This window comes from Kosakonia cowanii JCM 10956 = DSM 18146 (genome assembly GCF_001975225.1).
Classification (GTDB): domain Bacteria; phylum Pseudomonadota; class Gammaproteobacteria; order Enterobacterales; family Enterobacteriaceae; genus Kosakonia; species Kosakonia cowanii.
Genome location: NZ_CP019445.1, coordinates 1473002 through 1496048, shown reverse-complemented (window position 1 = coordinate 1496048; position 23047 = coordinate 1473002). Strand labels below are relative to the sequence as shown.

At 55.8% G+C, this 23047-nt stretch carries 21 protein-coding genes, 1 tRNA gene and 1 riboswitch; of the genes, 12 read left to right on the top strand and 10 right to left on the bottom strand.

Annotated features, from left to right (window positions below; all coding sequences use genetic code 11):
• Window positions 1-822: 822 nt before the first annotated feature.
• On the bottom strand, window positions 823-1353 hold the full coding sequence (locus BWI95_RS06890; RefSeq protein WP_076769225.1) for a hypothetical protein: 531 nt from the start codon (window positions 1351-1353) through the stop codon (window positions 823-825).
• Window positions 1354-1539: 186 nt separating this feature from the next.
• Window positions 1540-1615: transfer RNA gene (locus BWI95_RS06885), tRNA-Ile, on the bottom strand.
• A gap of 126 nt (window positions 1616-1741) precedes the next feature.
• Here BWI95_RS06885 and mug point away from each other — a divergent pair.
• Complete coding sequence (mug, locus tag BWI95_RS06880; protein ID WP_054803008.1) at window positions 1742-2248, top strand: G/U mismatch-specific DNA glycosylase; 507 nt, start codon at window positions 1742-1744, stop codon at window positions 2246-2248.
• 54 nt (window positions 2249-2302) lie between these two features.
• Here mug and rpoD read toward each other — a convergent pair whose 3' ends face one another.
• The 3 genes from rpoD to rpsU form a co-directional block, all read right to left on the bottom strand.
• Window positions 2303-4147 (bottom strand): RNA polymerase sigma factor RpoD, encoded by a 1845-nt coding sequence (gene rpoD / locus BWI95_RS06875; protein ID WP_042715572.1) that lies wholly within the window; start codon window positions 4145-4147, stop codon window positions 2303-2305.
• A gap of 156 nt (window positions 4148-4303) precedes the next feature.
• Window positions 4304-6049, bottom strand: coding sequence for a DNA primase (gene dnaG / locus BWI95_RS06870; protein ID WP_023481053.1), 1746 nt, complete (start codon window positions 6047-6049; stop codon window positions 4304-4306).
• 169 nt (window positions 6050-6218) lie between these two features.
• Complete coding sequence (rpsU, locus tag BWI95_RS06865) at window positions 6219-6434, bottom strand: 30S ribosomal protein S21 (RefSeq protein WP_001144069.1); 216 nt, start codon at window positions 6432-6434, stop codon at window positions 6219-6221.
• A 238-nt stretch (window positions 6435-6672) separates the two neighbouring features.
• Between rpsU and tsaD the strand changes: the two genes are divergently transcribed.
• Window positions 6673-7686 (top strand): tRNA (adenosine(37)-N6)-threonylcarbamoyltransferase complex transferase subunit TsaD, encoded by a 1014-nt coding sequence (gene tsaD / locus BWI95_RS06860; protein WP_042717958.1) that lies wholly within the window; start codon window positions 6673-6675, stop codon window positions 7684-7686.
• 36 nt (window positions 7687-7722) lie between these two features.
• Here the strand turns inward: tsaD and plsY are convergent, their stop codons facing one another.
• The gene (gene plsY / locus BWI95_RS06855; protein ID WP_023480785.1) at window positions 7723-8340 is read right to left on the bottom strand and encodes a glycerol-3-phosphate 1-O-acyltransferase PlsY; all 618 of its coding nucleotides are present in this window, start codon (window positions 8338-8340) and stop codon (window positions 7723-7725) included.
• A gap of 164 nt (window positions 8341-8504) precedes the next feature.
• Between plsY and folB the strand changes: the two genes are divergently transcribed.
• Together folB and bacA are read left to right on the top strand one after the other, a co-directional pair.
• The gene (gene folB / locus BWI95_RS06850; RefSeq protein WP_042717959.1) at window positions 8505-8873 is read left to right on the top strand and encodes a bifunctional dihydroneopterin aldolase/7,8-dihydroneopterin epimerase; all 369 of its coding nucleotides are present in this window, start codon (window positions 8505-8507) and stop codon (window positions 8871-8873) included.
• 106 nt (window positions 8874-8979) lie between these two features.
• Complete coding sequence (gene bacA / locus BWI95_RS06845; protein ID WP_023480824.1) at window positions 8980-9801, top strand: undecaprenyl-diphosphate phosphatase; 822 nt, start codon at window positions 8980-8982, stop codon at window positions 9799-9801.
• Between the two features lie 12 nt (window positions 9802-9813).
• Here the strand turns inward: bacA and BWI95_RS06840 are convergent, their stop codons facing one another.
• The gene (locus BWI95_RS06840) at window positions 9814-11055 is read right to left on the bottom strand and encodes a multifunctional CCA addition/repair protein (protein ID WP_054803009.1); all 1242 of its coding nucleotides are present in this window, start codon (window positions 11053-11055) and stop codon (window positions 9814-9816) included.
• Window positions 11056-11121: 66 nt separating this feature from the next.
• The gene (locus BWI95_RS06835; RefSeq protein ID WP_023480821.1) at window positions 11122-11736 is read right to left on the bottom strand and encodes a TIGR04211 family SH3 domain-containing protein; all 615 of its coding nucleotides are present in this window, start codon (window positions 11734-11736) and stop codon (window positions 11122-11124) included.
• Window positions 11737-11975: 239 nt separating this feature from the next.
• Between BWI95_RS06835 and BWI95_RS06830 the strand changes: the two genes are divergently transcribed.
• Genes BWI95_RS06830 through hldE form a run of 3 tightly spaced genes read left to right on the top strand, consistent with a single transcriptional unit; the run spans window position 11976 to window position 17620 of the window.
• Window positions 11976-13277 carry a CYTH domain-containing protein gene (locus BWI95_RS06830; RefSeq protein WP_076769224.1) on the top strand — a complete coding sequence of 434 codons (1302 nt, stop codon included), beginning with the start codon at window positions 11976-11978 and terminating at the stop codon, window positions 13275-13277.
• A 16-nt stretch (window positions 13278-13293) separates the two neighbouring features.
• Window positions 13294-16143 (top strand): bifunctional [glutamate--ammonia ligase]-adenylyl-L-tyrosine phosphorylase/[glutamate--ammonia-ligase] adenylyltransferase, encoded by a 2850-nt coding sequence (glnE, locus tag BWI95_RS06825; RefSeq protein WP_054803010.1) that lies wholly within the window; start codon window positions 13294-13296, stop codon window positions 16141-16143.
• Between the two features lie 46 nt (window positions 16144-16189).
• Window positions 16190-17620: a bifunctional D-glycero-beta-D-manno-heptose-7-phosphate kinase/D-glycero-beta-D-manno-heptose 1-phosphate adenylyltransferase HldE gene (gene hldE / locus BWI95_RS06820; RefSeq protein ID WP_054803011.1), complete on the top strand. Its 1431-nt coding sequence runs from the start codon at window positions 16190-16192 to the stop codon at window positions 17618-17620.
• 49 nt (window positions 17621-17669) lie between these two features.
• Here the strand turns inward: hldE and ubiK are convergent, their stop codons facing one another.
• Window positions 17670-18014 (bottom strand): ubiquinone biosynthesis accessory factor UbiK, encoded by a 345-nt coding sequence (gene ubiK, locus BWI95_RS06815; RefSeq protein ID WP_054803012.1) that lies wholly within the window; start codon window positions 18012-18014, stop codon window positions 17670-17672.
• 122 nt (window positions 18015-18136) lie between these two features.
• A riboswitch (FMN riboswitch) is annotated at window positions 18137-18286 on the top strand.
• A gap of 105 nt (window positions 18287-18391) precedes the next feature.
• Here ubiK and ribB point away from each other — a divergent pair.
• On the top strand, window positions 18392-19045 hold the full coding sequence (gene ribB / locus BWI95_RS06810) for a 3,4-dihydroxy-2-butanone-4-phosphate synthase (protein ID WP_023480747.1): 654 nt from the start codon (window positions 18392-18394) through the stop codon (window positions 19043-19045).
• 197 nt (window positions 19046-19242) lie between these two features.
• Window positions 19243-19416 carry a hypothetical protein gene (locus BWI95_RS06805; RefSeq protein ID WP_042717974.1) on the top strand — a complete coding sequence of 58 codons (174 nt, stop codon included), beginning with the start codon at window positions 19243-19245 and terminating at the stop codon, window positions 19414-19416.
• Window positions 19417-19424: 8 nt separating this feature from the next.
• Here BWI95_RS06805 and zupT read toward each other — a convergent pair whose 3' ends face one another.
• A complete protein-coding gene (zupT, locus tag BWI95_RS06800) occupies window positions 19425-20201 on the bottom strand; it encodes a zinc transporter ZupT (protein ID WP_054803013.1) in 777 nt (258 codons plus the stop codon).
• Between the two features lie 196 nt (window positions 20202-20397).
• On the opposite strand from zupT, the gene ygiD reads away from it, so the two are divergent.
• From ygiD to BWI95_RS06785, 3 genes are all read left to right on the top strand, one after another.
• Window positions 20398-21186, top strand: a complete 789-nt coding sequence (gene ygiD, locus BWI95_RS06795) for a 4,5-DOPA-extradiol-dioxygenase (RefSeq protein ID WP_054803014.1) — start codon at window positions 20398-20400, stop codon at window positions 21184-21186.
• 306 nt (window positions 21187-21492) lie between these two features.
• Window positions 21493-22470: a TRAP transporter substrate-binding protein gene (locus BWI95_RS06790; protein ID WP_042717976.1), complete on the top strand. Its 978-nt coding sequence runs from the start codon at window positions 21493-21495 to the stop codon at window positions 22468-22470.
• 53 nt (window positions 22471-22523) lie between these two features.
• A complete protein-coding gene (locus tag BWI95_RS06785; RefSeq protein WP_054803015.1) occupies window positions 22524-23033 on the top strand; it encodes a TRAP transporter small permease in 510 nt (169 codons plus the stop codon).
• The last annotated feature ends 14 nt before the right edge of the window (window positions 23034-23047 follow it).

The following is a 23047-nucleotide window of genomic DNA, read 5'->3' as shown; positions in this document are numbered from 1 at the left end:
TGATCCCAGCCCGCGCAATGCGGGCTTTTTTATACCCCCACGCCAGACGCCACGCAACGCGCTGTGGGCGCATGAAGCATCATCCCGCCATCAAGAACACCTTAAAACGATCTCGCCAGCACCGTTACGCAGGCGCAGCCGCACGCCGACAAAATAAATGTGTCGCAGACAAAAACGGCACTACACCGCACCTGCCTGCAAGTTTTGGATCACAAAAAATTTTCAGTTTTGTTTTTCTACAAACCAGCCTGCCAGCCCGCGCCACCACTGACGGCGTGCCGGGAATCCTGAACTGAAAAGAATGAAAGGAATTTCACTTTTTTTCAGTTAGTTGGATCAGATTAGGATCTGATATTTTTAATAAATCATTGTTTTTATTTAGATAAATTAATTTTCGGTCGGTTAAATGGATCTTAATATGAGCTTAAAGGAAAACTTAAACTCAACACAGGGCCAAGCATATGGCGGGTTTGCCTCCTTTACACAGGATTGGCATCACTGAAAAATGTCGCATATGATGTTCTGTATGTTTATACAGTTATTCAGCATTGAAGCGGGGCGGTGATGGGACGATTTGAAATTGATGGCGCGCTTTTCATTTTCTTATCTAGGGGGCAGAAACTCGAAAAGAGAGACGCACAGATTAACAACTTTTGGCCAGATAACAGGTATGTTCTCTGGCCACGTGCGCAGTACTGGGATGTCCGGTATCTGGACAGGTCGCACGGGAAGCAGCAATGGCTTCCCATAGCTGAAAAGCCTTTTGCTGATCAGTCAGCCGCATGGCAAACGGCATACGGGCACTGGTTAGATCGAAAAACACTAGGGTAATTCAATCCCGGCTCTTAATTTTTTTAGACGTGAAGTATACGCCTTATACAATATGCGGTTTCTTGCAGAGGAGACATAGCCAGAGGTTAACGTAGCAAGAAATGTAATAGATCCTAAGAACGTATAATAGAAAAGCACTGTAACTTCAGCATCGTTGGCAAAAAGAGCCTCAAAAAGACTCATTCTTGTAATGCTATCAAAATTAAAATTACTGATCTGTTGCTGAGCATATACAAGCAGCAGAATACTCAAAATATTTGATGTCACCCATAATAAATTGGACCTTACTGCTCTAAATGTGAATAAAGAGAGTAAAACCGGGTCACGCAGTAAGAAGCGCGCCTGCTTAAAAACCCTTTTCTTGCTTGCTACACTGCGCGCCTTCATACCTTTCGAAAAAACGCTAAATAGTTTCAGCAACCAGTCCTTAATAAAGGCTCCGAATATCGACAACAATGCTGCCGCAAACAAAGCTAAGCCAGCTTCTAAAGGGTCATTATAAAATAATTGCAGCTTCTCCACTCTTCCCTCTCCATCCTGTGTTGATAGATTCTATACGTTCAATCCGGTAGGTGTATATAGGCACCTTTTTTGTCCTCGCACATAGAAGTCTCAACATGAGGGGACGAAAAGAGGACACTTGCATTTTCGTCTACAAAAAAACCACTCCCTGGAGTGGTTTATTTTGCTGATTTATATAGAGAAATTTGGTGGCCCCTGTTGGGTTTGAACCAACGACCAAGCGATTATGAGTCGCCTGCTCTAACCACTGAGCTAAGGGGCCGTGGCGGTGAATTATAGAGTAACTTACCTTCGCAATCCAGCAGGAATCGCCCGGCTGATGTTTTTATAAACAGCGCATTTTCAATCTCTTATACTTAAGTTTATCGTTTCTAATCGGGAGTAAAGCATGATCCACGATATTCTGGCGCCGGGGCTGCGCGTCGTGTTTTGTGGCATTAATCCGGGGAAGTCCTCTGCCCATACGGGGTTTCATTTTGCGCATCCGGGGAATCGCTTCTGGAAAGTGATTCATCAGGCCGGCTTTACCGACCAGCAGTTGCGCCCTGAGGATGAGCACCATCTGCTGGATACGCGCTGCGGCATTACCATGCTGGTGCAGCGTCCGACGGTGCAGGCGACGGAAGTCGGGCTACATGAGCTGCGTACCGGCGGCAGGGATCTGGTACATAAAATAGAGGAGTATCAGCCCGCCGCGCTGGCGGTGCTTGGCAAACAGGCGTTTGAGCAGGCCTTTAGCGTGCGCGGTGCGAAGTGGGGTAAGCAGGAGATGACCATTGGCGTGACGCAAATCTGGGTGCTGCCCAATCCCAGCGGCCTGAACCGCGCGTCGTTAGAGAAACTGGTTGAAGCCTATCGCGAGCTTGATGACGCGCTGGCATCGCGCGGCTTGTAAATAACAGGCGAAAAAAAAGCTCCCGTCGGGGAGCTTTTTTGTCTGGCGTGACGATTAATCGTCGAGGAAGCTACGCAGCACTTCAGAGCGGCTCGGGTGGCGCAGTTTGCGCAATGCCTTCGCTTCGATCTGACGGATACGTTCGCGGGTAACGTCGAACTGTTTACCCACCTCTTCCAGCGTATGGTCGGTATTCATGTCGATACCGAAACGCATGCGCAGCACCTTCGCTTCACGAGCGGTAAGGCCAGCCAGCACATCGTGCGTTGCAGCGCGCAGGCTCTCGGTGGTTGCAGAGTCCAGCGGCAGCTCGAGGGTGGTATCCTCGATAAAATCACCCAGATGCGAATCTTCATCATCGCCAATCGGCGTTTCCATGGAGATTGGCTCTTTGGCGATCTTCAGCACTTTGCGGATCTTATCTTCCGGCATCAGCATACGCTCAGCCAGCTCTTCCGGCGTCGGTTCACGACCCATCTCCTGCAGCATCTGGCGAGAGATACGGTTGAGCTTGTTGATTGTCTCAATCATATGCACCGGAATACGGATGGTACGCGCCTGATCCGCGATAGAGCGGGTGATTGCCTGACGGATCCACCAGGTTGCATAAGTCGAGAACTTGTAACCACGGCGATATTCAAACTTATCAACCGCTTTCATCAGGCCGATGTTCCCTTCCTGAATCAGATCGAGGAACTGCAGACCACGGTTGGTATATTTCTTGGCGATAGAGATAACCAGACGCAAGTTCGCTTCAACCATCTCTTTCTTCGCACGACGCGCTTTCGCTTCGCCGATAGACATACGACGGTTGATATCTTTAACCTGCTCAATCGTCAGGCCGGTCTCTTCTTCAATCTGCTGCAGCTTCATCAGGCCGCGTTGCACTTCTTCAGTCACATCTTTCAGCTTCTCAGACCACGGTTTGTTCATGGCCAGCGCGGCGTTGAACCAGGTTTCGCTGGTTTCATTACCGGTGAAGAGGGTGATGAAGTTTTTCTTCGGCATTTTGCACTGTTCAACGCACAGCTTCATGATGATGCGTTCCTGGGTACGTACGCGATCCATCATCACGCGCATGCTGTTTACCAGGTAGTCGAACTGCTTCGGCACCAGACGGAACTGCTTGAAGACTTCAGACAGCTTAAGGATCTCTTCCTGTGCGGCAGCGTGGCTGCGTCCTTTTGCTTTGATTGTGTCGCGAGCCAGCTCGTACTGCGTACGCAGTTCAGCGAATTTCTCACGTGCCAGCTCAGGGTCGATGCTGTTGTCATCGTCGCTGTCGTCATCGCTGTCGTCTTCTTCTTCATCTTCATCGTCGTCCATCTCTTCGCTGGAGAGCTCAGAGCCGACGTGGGTCGCCGTTGGCGCCATATCTTCTTCGGCGTTCGGATCGACGAAACCGGTGATCAGATCGGAGAGACGAGCCTGCTCTGCTTCAACACGGTCGTACTGTTCCAGCAGGTAGGTGATAGCTTCCGGATACTCGGCAACGGAGCACTGAACCTGGTTAATCCCGTCTTCAATACGTTTGGCGATGTCGATTTCGCCTTCACGGGTCAGCAGTTCAACGGTGCCCATTTCGCGCATGTACATGCGCACCGGGTCGGTAGTTCGTCCGATTTCAGACTCTACGCTGGACAGAACCTGTGCAGCGGCTTCTTCAGCATCTTCGTCTGTGTTGTTGGAGTTTTCAGCCAGCAACAGATCATCAGCATCCGGCGCTTCTTCCATCACCTGGATGCCCATGTCGTTGATCATTTGGATGATGTCTTCGATCTGATCGGAGTCGACGATATCTTCCGGCAGATGGTCATTGACCTCGGCATAGGTCAGATAGCCTTGCTCCTTACCACGGGTAACAAGAAGCTTCAGCTGTGACTGCGGGTTTTGCTCCATAAGACGGTATCCACACTTAAATTCATGAGGTTGGTGTCGGTTAGCGAAATAAACCGCCAACATTTAACGCGAGGGTGTATTTATATTTTTGCCGCTGGCCCTCGTCGCGGCTGTCGGGATCAACCCGAACGATTATCGGCACTTAAGCCGTTGAATTTATTTTTTAGCCAGCTCCTGGTTCAACTGCCAGAGCTCCCGGCGTTCTTCGCTGCTTAGACCGTGCGTGCGATCGCGAGCTATCAACTCTTCTTGTCGCCGTTCAAGCATTGAATCAAACATATGATTGAGCGCGTCGGTAAAGGTTTTTTCAGCGATGTCCTTATCTGCTATATCGTCCCACATTGACAGTTTTTCAAGGGTTGCGGCCTCATTCGTGCCGCGATAATGTTCCAGTAACTGCCCAGTTGTCAGACCAGGTTGAGACAAACAAGTGTTGACCAGTTCTGCAAATAAGCCAAGTCCGGGCAGTCTGGATTGATCAAGACCGGCCAGCGAAGGCACTTTTGGTGCAAGCTCCGGATTCTGGATCAACAACCCTATCAGTATACGCATGGTTGTGCGTTTTAGCTGAGGGGCAGGGCGCGCCGCCGCGCTCTCCACCTGCTTTGGCATTAATCGATCGAGCTGTGCATCGTCGAAAATGCCAATCTTGTTGCCGAGGATCTGGCGTAACTGAATACGCAGCGTCTCGCCCGGCACCTGGTTGATCAACGGCAGTGCCAGCGCGGCAAGCTGCGTTGTCCCATCCGGCGTGGTGAGATCCGCCTTCGGCAACAGGCTGTTAAACAGAAACGTGGAGAGAGGCTGAGCCTGCTCCATCCGCGCTTCGAACGCCTCTTTGCCCTCTTTACGCACCAGCGTATCCGGATCTTCGCCATCCGGCAGAAACATAAAACGCAGCTGACGCCCATCGCTCATATAGGGCAGCGCGGTTTCCAGCGCCCGCCATGCGGCTTCGCGGCCGGCACGGTCGCCGTCGTAACAGCAGATGACGTTTTTGGTCACCCGGAACAGCAGCTGAATATGATCCGCCGTCGTGGAGGTGCCAAGCGATGCAACGGCATAGTTAATGCCATATTGCGCCAGCGCCACCACGTCCATGTACCCTTCGACAACTAACAGCCGCTGCGGTTCATCCTTATCCTGCTGCGCTTCATAGAGGCCATATAGCTGGCGGCCCTTATGAAAAATATCCGTTTCCGGGGAGTTCAGGTATTTGGGCGTATCGTTGCCCAGCACGCGTCCACCAAAACCAATCACCCGGCCGCGCTTGTCGCGAATCGGAAACATCACCCGCTCGCGGAAGCGATCGTAACTGCGTCCTTGATCGTTTGTGACCAGCATGCCTGCATCGATCAGCGACTTGCGGTTTTCGCTATTGTTGCCGAAACGCTTTAAAACGTTGTCCCAACCGGGCGGCGCGTAACCAATAGCGAATCGCGTAATGACTTCACTGCTCAAACCACGCCTGGAGAGGTACTGACGAGCAGGCTCTGCGGCGGATTGGGTCAGCGACTGCTGATAAAAAGCATTCAGCCCGTCCATCAATTGATAGAGTGTTTGCCGTTGATGGCGCTCTATCAGGCTCGGTCCGCTGCCTGCTTCGAACGGCACTTCGAGGTTGTGCATTGCCGCCAGCTCTTCGACGCTTTCGACGAACTCGAGCTTGTCGTAGTTCATTAAAAAGTCGAGGGCGTTGCCGTGCGCGCCACAACCAAAGCAGTGGTAAAACTGTTTTTCACCGTTTACGGTGAAAGAGGGGGTTTTCTCGTTATGGAATGGACAGCACGCGTGGTAGTTCTTGCCCTGCTTTTTTAGCTTTACGCGCGCGTCGATAAGATCGACGATGTCGGTACGTGCCAGCAGGTCATTGATAAAAACACGTGGGATTCGTCCAGCCATAGGCCCCGTTTTGATCTTATATAGTTTTCGTTATGCTCATCAGCGGTAAGTTGCTGAAAAGGCGAAAATTATATCAGGTTATAAACGAAAATAAGCCGCGCATTCCTTTCGGAAGCACGGCCTTACAACTACAACTCGGTCTAACACAGAGGGCGCTCGCCCTCAGTAATTAGTACAGACGAGTACGGCGTGCGTTTTCGCGAGCCAGTTTCTTCGCGTGACGTTTCACAGCGGATGCTTTAGCGCGTTTACGTTCGGTAGTCGGTTTTTCATAGAACTCACGACGACGAACTTCCGCCAGAACACCTGCTTTCTCGCAGGAACGCTTGAAGCGACGCAGAGCTACGTCGAACGGCTCGTTTTCACGTACTTTAATTACCGGCATGTGCCTCTCACCTTTGATTAAATCGGTTTGCCGCTGGCGTTCACGCCAGCTTATTTCAAAATGGTGCGGAATTTTACTGCAACTGGTGCTGCTTTGTAAAGCACCGCCGCCCTTTTTGAAAGGGGACTTTTGTAAGGGTGAGGAGTATACACGAACTCAGCTGCACAAGTGAGCAAAGTTTTACATCGCCCCCCATTCGCCCTACACTGCGCGCTATTGCAAAGAGGTAAACAGAGCCATGCGCGTACTGGGTATTGAAACATCCTGCGATGAAACCGGCATCGCTATCTATGACGACCAGAAAGGTCTTCTCGCTAACCAACTCTATAGTCAGGTAAAACTGCACGCCGATTACGGCGGCGTGGTGCCGGAGCTTGCCTCCCGCGACCACGTGCGCAAAACCGTGCCGCTGATTCAGGCCGCCATAAAAGAGGCCGGATTAACGGCCAAACAGATTGATGCAGTGGCCTATACCGCGGGGCCAGGCCTTGTCGGCGCGCTGCTGGTTGGTGCAACCATTGGTCGTTCGCTGGCCTTCGCCTGGGATGTTCCGGCGATTGCCGTACACCATATGGAAGGGCACCTGCTGGCACCGATGCTGGAAGAGAACCCGCCTGCGTTTCCGTTTGTCGCGCTGCTGGTTTCCGGCGGTCACACGCAGCTTATTAGCGTGACCGGCATCGGTCATTATGAACTGCTTGGCGAGTCTATAGATGATGCTGCCGGCGAAGCGTTCGACAAAACGGCCAAACTACTGGGTCTTGATTACCCGGGCGGGCCGATGCTGTCGAAGATGGCGGCGCAAGGCACAGAGGGGCGCTTTGTCTTCCCGCGTCCGATGACCGACCGACCGGGGCTTGATTTCAGCTTCTCCGGCCTGAAGACCTTTGCTGCTAACACCATTCGTAATAGTGGCAATGACGATCAGACCCGGGCAGATATCGCGCGCGCCTTTGAGGATGCGGTGGTCGATACGCTGATGATTAAGTGCAAGCGCGCGCTGGATCAAACTGGTTTTACCCGGCTGGTGATGGCGGGCGGCGTCAGCGCTAACCGTACGCTGCGTGCGAAACTGGGGCAGATGATGGAAAAACGTCGCGGTGAAGTGTTCTATGCGCGCCCGGAATTTTGTACCGATAACGGGGCGATGATCGCTTATGCGGGCATGGTGCGCCTGAAAGCGGGTCATGATGTCGGGCTTGGCGTGACGGTGCGTCCGCGCTGGCCGCTGGCGGAACTTCCCGCCGCGTAATTACTGTTGCCCGGTGTTTTCTAGCGCCGGGCAAATTTACGCTTTATCCTGCCGCTTCTTCCTTTTCAGCTTCGTCCAGATTTTGCTCTCCTGATGCCGCCACAAACGCTGAATATTGTCATGATGACGCAGCAGGATCAGGCATGAGAGCATCGCCACTGGAAAGGTGAACTGCGGTTTAAACCACCAGACATAGAATGGCGCAATCAGCGCGCTGACAATTGCGCCCAGCGACGAGTAGCCGCTTAGCAACACCGTCAGCAGCCAGGTACCTGCCATTACGCCCGTTAAATCCCAGCCAATCGGCGCAATCGCGCCAAACGCGGTGGCCACGCCTTTACCGCCTTTAAATTTAAAGAATACCGGCCAGATATGGCCCAGACAGGCGGCGATAGCGATAAGGCCCAGCCAGAAGGGCGTAACGCCAAGCGCATAGGCGCCCCAGACCGGCAGCATCCCTTTTAAAACATCAAAAATCAGTACCGCTGCGGCTGCGCCCTTGCCGCCAATACGTAATACGTTGGTAGCACCGGGATTACCGGAGCCACTCTCTCGCGGGTCAGGGAAACCTGCAAGGCGGCAGACCAGGATGGCGCTGGAGATTGAGCCACAAAGGTACGCAAGGAAGATCATCCCAGGCGCGATTGCACTCATAACGCTGTTCCGTTTTGAAAATGTCGTTTTATTCTCTGCATCCATGGATAATACGCATAAATTTTGCAAAGTGGTATCCGGGTTTAGTGCAAATTCTGAAAGATAACCACTCAATTAGCGGCCTGGCGGCAGTAGTCCAGGCGCAAATAAGCAGGCGGAGAAAAATGGACATTGTATTTATCGAACAGCTTTCTGTGATCACCACCATTGGTGTTTACGACTGGGAACAGACCATTGAACAGCAGTTGATGTTCGATATCGAAATGGCGTGGGATAACCGCCAGGCGGCAAAGAGTGATGATGTTCAAGACTGCCTGAGTTATGCGGATATTGCCGATACCGTCGTCGGGCATGTCGAAGGCGCGCGCTTTGCGCTGGTCGAACGCGTCGCGGAAGAGGTGGCAGATCTGCTGCTTGCGCGCTTTAACTCCCCCTGGGTGCGCATCAAATTGAGCAAACCTGGCGCGGTAGCACGAGCAAAAAATGTGGGTGTGATCATCGAGCGTGGCCTAAATCCGAAAAAAAGTTTTTAAATTCATCATCGTTAAACCAAACGCTAGTATTCAGGTCATAGATACGGCTTTTCGCGGCTTCTCCACTGGATGAGCCGTTTTTTATATCTTTTTAGGGGTTTATTTGATGAGCGATATGCACTCCCTGCTGGTGGCGGCCATTCTTGGTGTCGTTGAGGGGCTTACCGAGTTTCTTCCCGTCTCAAGTACGGGTCATATGATTATCGTCGGGCATCTGTTGGGCTTTGAAGGCGATACTGCAAAAACCTTCGAAGTGGTGATCCAGCTCGGCTCGATCCTCGCCGTGGTGGTAATGTTCTGGCGACGCCTTTTCGGCCTTATCGGCATCCATTTTGGCAAACCGCCGCGCCATGAAGGCACCGGCAGCGGGCGCTTGTCGCTGATCCATATTCTGCTCGGGATGATCCCGGCGGTGGTAATTGGCCTGGTGTTCCACGATGCGATCAAAACACTCTTCAACCCGAAAAATGTCGCCTATGCCTTAGTGGTTGGCGGCGTGCTGCTGATCGCCGCCGAGCTGCTAAAGCCGAAAGTGCCGCGCGCGCAGGGCGTTGATGATATGACCTACCGCCAGGCGTTTTTAATTGGCTGCTTCCAGTGTCTGGCGCTGTGGCCGGGCTTTTCCCGCTCTGGCGCGACCATCTCCGGCGGTATGCTGGTGGGTGTCAGCCGTTACGCGGCTTCGGAGTTCTCATTCCTGCTGGCGGTGCCGATGATGATGGGCGCGACGGCGCTGGATCTCTATAAGAGCATCGGTTTTCTCACCACTGGAGATATCCCGATGTTCGCCGTCGGTTTTGTGACGGCGTTTATCGTCGCGCTGATCGCGATCAAAACCTTCCTGGAGCTGATTAAACACATCTCCTTTATTCCGTTCGCGATCTACCGCTTTATCGTCGCCGCAGCGGTCTACGTCGTCTTCTTCTAAGCGTTATCGCCCTCAGGCTTCGGGCTGAGGGCAATGCTCCGCTTTCCACTGAGCAACCGCCGCAATACGTCGGCGGGTCAACTCTTCACGCACTGCCGCACCGGTAAAACCTGCTTCAATCACCGCTTTTGTCGGCACCGCGCGCGCCACTTCCCAGGCCGCACGCAGTAAGCGCCCCTGCGAGTAATCAATGGCTTCAAAGCCGGTACGCCCGCGCACATCCGCTTCGCTGGTCAGCGCGATTTGCTCGACCCGCTGCGGTTTGCGCCAGGCATCAATGGAGTCGAACAGCTTGACGATGGTTTTCGGCTGCAAAACAGGGAAGGTGTGGATCAGATCGTGGTACTCGGCCACCAGCTTCGCTAAATCGCGCAGCTCATTCGGCACGCGCAGGCGCTGGCACAACCCCTCAACCAGCCGGACACCCGCCGGGCCGTGGCCGTGATGGCGCGGCCAGAGCGCAGGGGGGGTCAGCCCTTTGCCGAGATCGTGGCACAGCGTGGCGAAACGCACATCCACCTCCGGGCTGAGCATCGCTGCCATTGATACCGTCATCAGCGTGTGAATACCGGTATCAATCTCCGGGTGCCATTTCGCCGGAGCCGGTACGCCAAACAGCGCATCGATCTCCGGGAAGAGTACCTTCAGCGCACCGCAGTCACGCAAAACCTGAAAGTAGACCTGCGGATTACGGGTGCGCAGCGCGCTCTCCGTCTCTTTCCATACTCGCTCAGGCGTCAGGTGCGCCAGCTCGCCTGCCTCGGTCATGTCACGCATCAGCGTCATGGTTTCATCGGCAATACGGAAGCTGAGATGGGCGTAACGGGCGGCGAAACGCGCCACGCGTAGCACGCGGAGCGGATCTTCATTAAACGCAGGGGAGACATGGCGCAGAATGCGCTGACGCAGATCCTGCTGACCATTAAACGGGTCGATAATCGTGCCGTTTTCATCCTGCGCCAGCGCGTTAACCGTTAAATCACGGCGCAGCAGATCCTGCTCAAGGGTGACATCGGGGGCGGCATAGCAGGTAAAACCGGTATAGCCGGAGCCGGACTTCCGCTCGGTGCGCGCCAGGGCGTACTCTTCGCGGCTTTGCGGATGGAGGAACACAGGAAAATCGCGGCCTACCTGCTGGTAGCCCGCGTCGAGCATCTCTTGCGGCGTGGCGCCGACCACTACCCAATCTCTGTCTTTGACCGGCAGACCCAACAATGTATCGCGTACTGCACCACCGACCAGATAACTCTTCACCCGCCACTCTCCTCTACACATTTGTCGTCAGATAATACGTAAGTGTAGAGAAGATGGCGAATCTGCTTAGTTCATCCAGCGATCTTTGCGTTTACGTGTCGGGATCATGTGCGGCAGTAACAGGCCGAGCAGCAGACCCGCGCCCAGCACGCCACCGCCATACATAAACCACTGCATAATGATGGTGCGCTGCTTGTCATCAAGCTGCAGGTTAGCGGCGTTGACCTTCTTCTGCGCGACGATCAGCTCATTTTTGAGCTTCTGGTTCTCATCTTTCAGACCGTTAATCACCCCGTCGCTGCGCGCCACTTTCTGCTGCATATCCGCGGTGCGCTGGTTCCAGGTGTTGTCGATATTGGTCAGTTTATCGGTCAACGTTTTCACCTGGTTTTCCAGTTCCGGCACGCGGGTGCGCAGACTTGGCTGGGTGTTAAGCTGCTTAAGCGGGATCCAGGCAGTACGGCCGCTGCTGTCACGCACCTGGCCATACTCATTATTTTGTTGCAGCAGGGCGACCTCTTCACCGGCGTTTACCGTGCCAACAAGGCGGTAATTATCGCCGGGACCGCTGCGGACCCAGGTGCTCAATTCGTCCGAAACATACCGCTTCTCTTCAGCGTGGGTGCCGACAGAGACGCTAAGCGCGAAAAGGGTTATTCCAATCAGGCGTAAATTTGGCATCAGGCAATCATTATTTTCTTTGAATGTGAATGGTAAACAGTGGCGACAGTCTGACGACACCCGGCAGGTACCATCAATCGGAATCTTCCAGATCAAACTGCGCACTGATGCGAACATTTGCACCCGCCAGATTGCGCATTCATGGCAATTTGGCAAAAAATACTATCTACTGACAAACCGAGGGCGCGTTAGTTCGCCAAAAATTTTCACTGATGTGACATAACCATAAGTGCAAGGCCATGGCTCAGGAAATTGAATTAAAGTTTATCGTGAAGAGCGACTGCGTGGAAACGCTTCGTCAACATCTTCATACGCTGACCGACGAACATATCGCGTCCAGCCAGTTACTCAACATCTATTACGAAACGCCTGACAACTGGCTACGCAGCCATGATATGGGTCTGCGTATTCGTGGTGTGAACGGCCAATATGAGATGACGATGAAAATCGCCGGTCACGTGATTGGCGGTTTACATCAGCGCCCGGAATACAATATTCCCCTTGATAAGGCCGAACTTGACCTTTCGCGCTTTCCCGCCGAAGTGTGGCCCGAAGGCGGCCTGCCGGACGACCTGCAATCGCGCGCGCAGCCGCTGTTCAGCACCGATTTTTACCGCGAAAAGTGGCTGGTTAACGTCGGCGACAGCCGCATTGAGATTGGCCTCGATTTAGGCGAAGTGAAAGCGGGCGAGTTCGCCGAGCCGATTTGCGAACTGGAGCTGGAGCTGCTGAGCGGCGATGCGGCGGATATTCTCAAGCTGGCGCGCCAACTGGCGACGCTCTCCTGCCTGCGTCAGGGCAGCCTGAGCAAAGCCGCGCGCGGGTATCATCTCGCGCAGGGCAACGCGCCGCGCGAACTTCGCCCGACCCCCTTTTTGCAGGCCGCGCCGAAAGCGACCGTTGAGCAGGCGTTTGCCAGCGCGCTGGAGCTGGCCCTCTCCCAGTGGCAGTACCATGAAGAGCTGTGGGTGCGCGGTAATGACGCGGCACGGCCTGAAGTGCTGCGCGCGATCGCGCTGCTGCGCCACGCCTTTACGCTGTTTGGCGGTATTGTGCCGCGTAAAGCGAGCGCTCACTTACGTGACCTGCTGACCCAGGCGGAAGCGACGCTGACCTCTGCCGTCTCCGCTGAAACGGCGGTGTGGGATGTGCCGTCGGCAATGGCGAAACTGCTGTTAACGGAGTGGCTGGTGACTGAGGGCTGGCGCGCGTTTCTTGATGAAAAAGCGCAGGCGAAATTTGCCGACTCCTTCAAGCGCTTTGCCGATATCCACCTCTCGCGCACCGCCTCTGAACTGAAAAAGACCTTTGCTCACCACCTTGGCGACAGCTATCGCGATCAGCTGCCGCGCCTGGCGCGTGATATTGACAGCACGCTGCTGCTGGCAGGCTATTACGACCGGGCGCTGGCGAATGCGTGGCTGGAGAACTGGCAGGGGCTCTACCACGCGATTGAAACGCGTCAGAAAATCGAGATTGAGCATTTCCGTAACACCGCCATTAACGAGGAGCCATTCTGGCTACACAGCGGGAAACGCTAACGTAAGGACGTTTTGAATGCAGCACGCATCCCTCTTATCGCAACAGTGGCAAACGGTGCTTTCCCGCTTGCCGGAGGCGCTGACCGCCCGGCCGCTTAGCGCGCAGGCGCAGTCAGTGCTCACGTTCAGTGATTTCGTCCAGCAGAGCCTGGCCGCTTATCCCGAGTGGCTGGCAGAGCTGGAGAGCGCGCCGCCCACGGCTGATGAGTGGCAGCACTATGCGACGTGGCTGGATGCGCTGCTGCAAACCGTCACCGATGAAGCATCGCTAATGCGCGCGCTGCGGCAGTTTCGCCGCCGCATCATGGTGCGTATCGCCTGGGCGCAGGCGCTGCGACTCATCAGCGACGAGGCGGTGCTGCAGCAGTTAAGCGTTTTGGCGGAAACCGTGATCGTTGCCGCGCGGGAGTGGCTCTACAGCGCCTGCTGCCGCGAATGGGGAACGCCGTGCAACGCGCAGGGCGTTCCGCAGCCGATGCTGGTGCTCGGCATGGGCAAGCTCGGCGGCGGCGAGCTTAACTTCTCTTCCGATATCGATCTGATCTTCGCCTGGCCGGAAAATGGCGTGACGCAGGGCGGCAGACGCGAGCTTGATAACGCCCAGTTTTTCACCCGCCTTGGGCAGCGGCTGATCAAAGTGCTGGATCAGCCGACGCAGGATGGGTTTGTCTACCGTGTCGACATGCGCCTGCGCCCGTTTGGTGAGAGCGGCCCGCTGGTGCTGAGCTTTGCCGCGCTGGAGGATTATTACCAGGAGCAGGGGCGCGATTGGGAGCGCTACGCAATGGTAAAAGCGCGCATCATGGGCGATGACGAGGGCGTGCACGCCAGCGAACTGCGCGCCATGCTGCGCCCGTTTGTTTTCCGCCGCTATATCGACTTCAGCGTCATCCAGTCCCTGCGCAATATGAAAGGGATGATTGCCCGTGAAGTTCGCCGCCGCGGCTTGAAAGACAACATCAAGCTCGGCGCGGGCGGTATTCGCGAAATCGAATTTATCGTGCAGGTGTTCCAGCTGATTCGCGGCGGGCGTGAACCGGCGCTGCAATCCCGCTCGCTGCTGCCGACCTTAGCGGCTATCGATCGGCTGCATCTGTTGCCGGAGGGCGATGCGGAGAAACTGCGCGCCGCCTATCTCTGGCTGCGGCGGCTGGAAAACCTGCTGCAAAGCATTAATGACGAGCAGACGCAGACGCTGCCGGGCGATGAGCTAAACCGCGCGCGCCTTGCCTGGGGTATGGGCGTGGAGAGCTGGGATGCGCTGAGCAGCCAGCTTGAGGCGCATATGGCCGCCGTGCGGCGCATCTTTAATGAACTGATTGGCGATGATGACGCGGAGTCCGCCGACGAGGCGCTCTCTGAGCAGTGGCGCGAACTGTGGCAGGACGCGTTGCAGGAGGAGGACAGCACGCCGGGGATTACGCATTTAAGCGATGAGGATCGCCGTCGCGTGGTGGCGCTGATCGCCGATTTCCGCCAGGAGCTTGATAAGCGCCCTATCGGCCAGCGCGGCCGCCAGGTGCTCGATCACCTGATGCCGCACCTGTTAAGCGATGTCTGCTCGCGCGAGGATGCGCCGGTGCCATTATCGCGCCTGACGCCGCTGCTTACCGGTATCGTGACCCGCACCACCTATCTTGAGTTATTGAGTGAATTTCCCGGCGCGCTAAAACACCTCATCTCGCTCTGTGCCGCTTCACCTATGGTGGCGAGCCAGCTGGCGCGCTACCCGATTCTGCTCGACGAACTGCTCGATCCCGCCACGCTCTACCAACCGACGGCAATGAACGCCTATCGCGATGAGCTGCGCCAGTATCTGCTGCGCGTGCCGGAAGAGGATGAAGAGCAGCAACTGGAAGCGCTGCGCCAGTTCAAGCAGGCACAGCTGCTACGCGTTGCGGCGGCGGATATCGCCGGCACGCTGCCGGTGATGAAAGTGAGCGATCACTTAACCTGGCTGGCAGAGGCGATTATCGATGCCGTAGTCCAGCAAGCCTGGGGGCAGATGGTGAAGCGTTACGGCCAGCCTGCGCATCTGCACGATCGCGAAGGGCGCGGCTTTGCGGTGGTCGGCTACGGCAAGCTGGGCGGCTGGGAGCTGGGTTACAGCTCCGATCTCGATCTGGTCTTTTTGCATGACTGCCCAATGGATGTGATGACTGACGGCGAGCGTGAGATCGATGGCCGTCAGTTCTACCTGCGGCTGGCGCAGCGCATTATGCACCTCTTCAGCACGCGCACCTCTTCCGGCATCCTCTATGAAGTGGATGCGCGCCTGCGCCCCTCCGGCGCGGCAGGCATGTTAGTGACGACCGCCGAGGCCTTTGCCGATTACCAGAAGAACGAAGCCTGGACCTGGGAACATCAGGCGCTGGCCCGTGCGCGCGTGGTCTACGGCGACCCGCAATTGACGGTGCAGTTCGACGCGATTCGCCGCGATATCCTGCTGACGCCGCGCGATGGCGCGACGCTGCAAACCGAAGTGCGCGAGATGCGCGAGAAGATGCGCGCCCACCTTGGTAATAAGCAGAAAGATCGCTTTGACCTGAAAACCGATGAGGGCGGTATTACCGACATTGAGTTTATCGCGCAATATCTGGTGCTGCGTTACGCCCACGGTAAGCCGAAGCTGACGCGCTGGTCAGACAATGTGCGCATTCTGGAAGGGCTTGCGCAGAACGGCATTATGGAGGAGCAGGAGGCGCTGGCGCTGACCCATGCTTACACCACGCTGCGCGATGAGTTGCACCATCTGGCGTTGCAGGAGCTGCCGGGAAATGTGCCGCTATCCTGCTTTGTCGCGGAACGAGAGCTGATTAAAACCAGCTGGGTGAAGTGGCTGGTGGAACCGTGCGCCCCGTCGTAAGTGTGATATCATCGCGCGCAAATTTTGTATCTCTCAGGAGACAGGAATGAAAGTTACGCTGCCAGAGTTTAAACAAGCCGGTGTGATGGTGGTGGGCGATGTGATGCTGGATCGTTACTGGTACGGTCCAACCAGCCGCATCTCCCCGGAAGCGCCGGTGCCGGTGGTCAAAGTCGACACCATTGAAGAGCGTCCGGGCGGCGCGGCGAACGTGGCGATGAACATTGCCTCGCTGGGTGCCTCCGCGCGCCTGGTCGGCCTGACCGGCATTGATGATGCGGCGCGCGCGCTGAGCAAAGCGCTGGCGGATGTTAACGTCAATTGCGACTTCGTTTCTGTTCCGACTCACCCAACCATCACCAAGCTGCGTGTGCTGTCACGCAACCAGCAGTTGATCCGCCTCGATTTTGAAGAGGGGTTTGATGGTGTCGATCCGCAGCCAATGCATGAGCGCATTAACCAGGCGCTGGGCTCGATTGGCGCGCTGGTGCTCTCCGATTACGCCAAAGGCGCGCTCAACAGCGTTCAGCAGATGATTGCGCTGGCGCGGAAAGCCGATGTGCCGGTGCTGATCGATCCGAAAGGGACCGATTTTGAGCGCTATCGCGGCGCAACGCTGCTGACGCCGAATCTCTCCGAGTTCGAAGCGGTGGCGGGCAAATGTAAGAGTGAAGAGGAGATCGTCGAACGCGGCATGAAAGTGATCGCCGATTACGATCTCTCAGCGCTGCTGGTGACCCGCTCCGAGCAGGGGATGACGCTGCTGCAGCCGGGCAAAGCGCCGCTGCATATGCCGACCCAGGCGCAGGAAGTGTATGACGTGACGGGCGCAGGCGACACGGTGATTGGCGTGCTGGCGGCAACGCTTGCGGCGGGTAATTCGCTGGAAGAAGCCTGCTTCTTTGCCAATGCTGCCGCCGGTGTGGTGGTTGGTAAACTCGGCACCTCAACCGTTTCGCCGATCGAGCTGGAGAATGCCGTGCGCGGTCGTGCGGAAACCGGCTTCGGTGTGATGAGCGAAGAGGAGCTGAAAGTGGCCGTTGCCGCCGCGCGTAAACGCGGTGAAAAAGTGGTGATGACCAACGGCGTCTTCGACATCCTCCACGCCGGGCATGTCTCTTACCTGGCGAACGCGCGCAAGCTCGGCGACCGCCTGATTGTTGCCGTCAACAGCGATGCTTCCACCAAACGCCTGAAAGGCGAAACGCGTCCGGTCAACCCGCTTGAGCAGCGCATGATTGTGCTGAGCGCGCTGGAAGCCGTGGACTGGGTGGTGTCGTTTGAAGAGGATACGCCGCAGCGTCTGATTGCCGGCGTTCTGCCGGATAAGCTGGTGAAAGGCGGGGATTATAAACCGGATCAAATCGCTGGCAGCGAAGAGGTGTGGGCGAACGGCGGTGAAGTGCTGGTGCTCAACTTCGAAGATGGTTGCTCGACGACGAATATCATCAAAAAGATCCAGAAAAACAGCCAGTAAGCGGCTGTTAACTCTGTAAAGCAGAACGGGCCTTGCGGCCCGTTTTTTATTACGGCGTATCGTCCACAGGCGGGATCGCCGGTGCCGGTTTTATCTCCGTCACCTCGGAGGCCACAACAGGCGCAGGAGCCGGTTGCGCGCTGGCAGCGGTGGAACCGCGGTTTTCCAGATCGTTCAGACGCTGCTCCAGCAGCGCCAGCTTTTCGCGGGTGCGCAGCAGAACCTGCGTCTGCACATCGAACTCTTCCCGGCTGACCAAATCAAGGCGGGTTAACTGCCCCTGCAAGGCCTGGCGAATCTTCTTCTCAACGTCTTCGCCAAGCTCACGGATCCCTTTCGGCATGGATTCGTGAACCTGTCGTGCAATCTGTTCAATTTTCTTCGGATCAATCATTTTCGGTTCCCTGCTCGGATGGGCTCAGCTAATTATTGTAGTGTGATAACCGCAGGTGATAAACCAGAATTGTTTGAAGCTTATGCATTGCCCGCCGTTATCATTGGCGTTATAGTTATCGCGCTTATTCTCAGGGCGGGGCGAAATTCCCCACCGGCGGTAAATCAGCGTACGCTGAAAGCCCGCGAGCGCTTCAGACTTCGGTTTGAAGGTCAGCAGATCCGGTGTAATTCCGGGGCCGACGGTTAAAGTCCGGATGGGAGAGAGTAACGATTCTGCCGGGCAAAGGTGCCCGCTCGCGTTATTTTTGGTCGTTTAATGACACTCCTAAGACTGCCCTGATTCTGGTAACCATAATCTTATTGAGGTCTTTTACCATGAATCAGACGCTACTTTCCTCTTTTGGCACCGCTTTCGATCGCGTTGAACAGGCGCTTGCCGCCCTGCGCGAAGGGCGTGGTGTGATGGTTCTCGATGATGAGAGCCGTGAGAACGAAGGCGATATGATCTTCGCCGCCGAAACCATGACCGTTGAGCAGATGGCGCTCACTATCCGTCACGGTAGCGGCATTGTTTGCCTCTGCCTGACCGACGAGCGTCGTAAACAGCTCGACCTGCCGATGATGGTGGAGAATAACACCAGCGCCTTCGGCACCGGTTTTACCGTCACCATCGAAGCGGCACACGGCGTTACCACCGGCGTTTCCGCCGCTGACCGCCTGACCACCGTGCGTGCTGCGATTGCTGACGATGCCAAACCGTCCGACCTGCACCGTCCTGGCCACGTCTTCCCGCTGCGCGCGCAGAAGGGCGGCGTATTGACCCGCGGCGGCCACACCGAAGCAACCATCGACTTAGTGTCGCTGGCGGGCTTTAAACCGGCCGGCGTACTGTGCGAATTAACCAATGATGATGGCTCAATGGCGCGCGCGCCGGAGTGCATCGCCTTTGCGAAGCAGCACAATATGGCTGTCGTAACGATTGAAGACCTGGTGGCTTATCGCCAGGATCTGGAGCGCAAAGCCAGCTAACGGCGAGCGTTCAGCAGAGAAAATCCGATGCCAGCGGCGTCGGATTTTTTTTTGCCTGCGCCAGGTCAAAGTTTGGTGTGCTTACAGGAGTTCCGCATTGCTATTAACCCTTCCTACTTATAAAGTGGTAGTCGCTGTGGCACGGAAATGCTGCGGCTAACCTATTATTTTTTCGAAGGTTTATTTGCGGAGGCGCCGTGTTTATTTCCTGGTATTGGTTACTGCTCGTGGTAGTGCTGGTGGTTGGTTATGTTCACGCCCTAAGACGCCGTTATAAGGCCTGCCGCCACGAGCGCGATGCCGTTTACGAGGGCTATCAGCGCGCGCAGGCGGAGCTGAAAAGATTTCAGCGCGCAGGCCAGACCAAATAGCGCAGCCGTTAACCGCCGAAGCCCATCGCCTGCAGGGCGACCAGGCTTAAGCCCATCACCGACATGCCGCACAGCACGCCGTAGCTTGGGTTGTTGTTGGGATCGATCTCCTTCGCCAGCGGCATTAACTCATCCACCGACAGTGCGACCATAATCCCCGCGACCGCCGCCATAATCGCTGCCATCACTATCGGCGAGACCAGGCTGCCGAGAATCAGCCACGCCAGCACGCCGCCCAGAATCTCCGCTAAGCCGGAAATACCGGCCCACATCACCGCGCTGCGCTTTGAACCCGTCGCCGCGTAGACCGGGCCTGCGACCGCCAGTCCTTCAGGAATATTGTGTAAAGCCACGGCAAAAGCGATGCCGAAGCCCAGCTCCAGATCGTTGCTGGCGGTGACATAAGTGGCGATCCCCTCCGGGAAGTTGTGCAAACTGATACCGAGGGTCAGCAGAATAGCGGTACGGCGGATGCCGCGCGGCAGCGCCTCCTGCGAACCCTGCATTAAATCCTGCGCATGGGCATGGGGCAGCAGGCGATCCAGCGCGAAGTAGCCGAGCAACCCCACGACAAACATGCCGTAACCGAGCATTGGCGGCATACTTTCGGTTGCCAGCGCGGCGGGTAGCATCTCCATTAACGAGATAAGCAGCATGATCCCGGCGGCAAAGCCGAGCGAAAACGCCAGTACGCGGTTGGAAGGTTTCTGGCCGATAACGCCCAGAATGGCGCCAATAAACGTGGCGGCGCCCGCCAGGATGGTCAGAATCAACGGGACTGACATACATCGCTCCTTTATGATAATCATTCTCATTAATTTAAGTTTTCGCCCGCGGAAAAGCGAGGCAGCCACGGCACTTTTACGTATTCCTTACATTCAAAATTACTGACGATCTTCATCATGCTTATCTGAGTTCATCGCCCTGAGAAAAAGCGTAACCTGCTTTCATCATATTGGCATCTTCTGTAAGGATATCCTCATGTCTGCACCTCGTATGCCCGCGCTGTTTCTGGGGCACGGCAACCCAATGAATGCGCTGCAGGATAATGTTTATACCCGCGCCTGGGGGAAACTGGGCGATACCTTGCCGCGTCCGAAAGCGATTGTGGCGATCTCCGCGCACTGGTTTACGCGCGGCACTGGCGTAACGGCGATGGAGACACCGCAAACGATCCATGATTTCGGCGGTTTCCCGCAGGCGCTGCACGACGTGCATTACCCCGCGCCCGGTTCGCCCGCGCTGGCACAGCGGCTGGTGGATCTGCTCTCACCGCTGCCGGTGACGCTGGATCATGAGGCCTGGGGCTTCGATCATGGCTCCTGGGGGGTGCTGATCAAGATGTACCCCAATGCGGATATTCCCATGGTGCAGCTCAGTATCGACAGCACCAAACCGGCGGCGTGGCATATGGAGATGGGGCGCAAACTCGCCGCGCTGCGCGATGAAGGGGTGATGATTGTCGCCAGCGGCAACGTGGTGCACAACCTGCGCACGGCGCGCTGGCACGGTGACACCACGCCTTTTCCGTGGGCAGTCGGCTTCAACGATTTTGTGAAGCAGAATCTGACGTGGCAGGGGCCGGTTGAGCAGCATCCGCTGGTCAACTACCTCGAACATGATAGCGGTTCGCTCGCCAATCCAACGCCGGAACACTTCCTGCCGCTGCTCTATGTGCTTGGCGCATGGGATGGCAACGAGCCGTTGTCGATTCCCGTTGAGGGGATGGAGATGGCTTCCATCAGCATGTTGTCGGTGCAGGTGGGGTAAAAACGATGGCGCGCAATGCGCCATTTTTTTTGCGCCAGGATCGCGGAAACCGGAGAAAGATCGCAAAAAAACGCCGCTGAACCGGGGTTTTTATGAAAATAAAAAGATCTGTTCTGCAAAAATGAAACGCTGTGCTGAATTTGGTGTTTTTTTGTGAACCCCATCGTCGCGCAAATTCTCACCAGTAACTACTCTTCTGATTGTCCTGTTCTCATACCCATAACCACTCTCGACTCCCAGCCACGTGCTTTCTGCTCGCGGCAGTTTTGACTGTGCCAAAAATTAAACCTCTGGAGATCCGGCAATATGAACGCTGCACAACGTTTTCTGACTCTTTCGATCGGTTCCGCTCTGCTCTTTATGTCGCATACCGCGCTCGCACAAACGTTTCGCGCCGCCGATGTCCACCCGGCGGATTACCCCAATGTCGTGGCGGTAAAACATATGGGCGAGAAATTAAGTAAAGCTACCGATGGCCGGCTGGAAATTAAAACCTTTCCCGGCGGCGTATTAGGCGATGAGAAACAGGTGATTGAGCAGGCGCAAATCGGCGCTATCGATATCATTCGCGTCTCGATGACGCCAGTGGCGGCGATATTGCCGGAGATTAACGTTTTCACGCTGCCCTATATCTTTCGCGATGAAGATCATATGCACAAAGTGCTCGACGGCATGATTGGCCAGGAGATTGGCAACCGGCTCTCTGCGAGCAGCAAATCGCGGCTAATTTTCCTCGGCTGGATGGATGCCGGCACGCGCAATCTCATCACCAAAGCGCCAGTTACTAAAGCTGAAGATTTAAAAGGGATGAAAATCCGCGTGCAGGGCAGCCCGATTGCCCTTGATACCCTGAAAGCGATGGGGGCGAACTCGGTGGCGATGGGCGTGAGCGAAGTTTTCAGCGGCATGCAGACCGGGGTGATTGACGGCACGGAGAACAACCCGCCGACCTTTGTGGCGCACAACTATTTGCCGGTGGTGAAGAACTATACCTGGAGCAAACACTTCATTATTCCCGAGCTGTTTCTCTTCTCAAAAGCCAAGTGGGACAAGCTAAAAAAAGAGGATCAGGAGTTGATCCTTAAGCTGGCGAAAGAGGCGCAGGCGGAGCAGCGCGAGCTGTGGAAAGCCTATAACGAGAAGTCGCTGCAGGCGATGAAAGCGGGCGGCGTGCAGTTCCACGATATCGACACCAAAGCCTTCTACGATGCCACGCAGTCGGTACGCGATAAGTACGGCAATGCGCACCAGGATCTGATTAAGCGTATTCAGGACGTGCAGTAAGCTGGCCGGGCAGGTTCGCCTGCCCGTTTGTGACTTCTACCGGGAAAACCGTTATGGCAGAACGCTATTCGTTGTTAATGGATATTCTCTATCGCCTCTCTATGTGGGTGGCCGGTCTTGCGCTGTTGGTGATGGTGGCGATTATCCCCGTGGGGATTTTCGCCCGCTATGTGATGAACAGCGCGCTCTCCTGGCCGGAGCCGGTGGCGATCATCTGTATGGTGACCTTTACCTTTATCGGCGCTGCTGTGAGCTACCGTGCCGGATCGCATATCGCCGTCACCATGATGACCGACCGTTTAAGCGAGCCGCTGCGTAAGGTCTGTTTCCTGCTGGCGGATCTGATGCTGATGGCGATCAGCCTCTTTATCCTCTGGTACAGCGCGACGCTGTGCGCCGAATTGTGGGAGCAGCCGGTGGCAGAGTTCCCGCTCTTTACCGCCGGAGAGAGCTATTTACCGCTGCCGATAGGCTCTGCGATCACCCTTCTGTTTATTGTCGAGAAGATGCTTTTTGGCGCGCAGTACCACCGTCCGGTGGTGATGCTCGGCTCGTCGAGCTGACTCCGGTAAGGAAC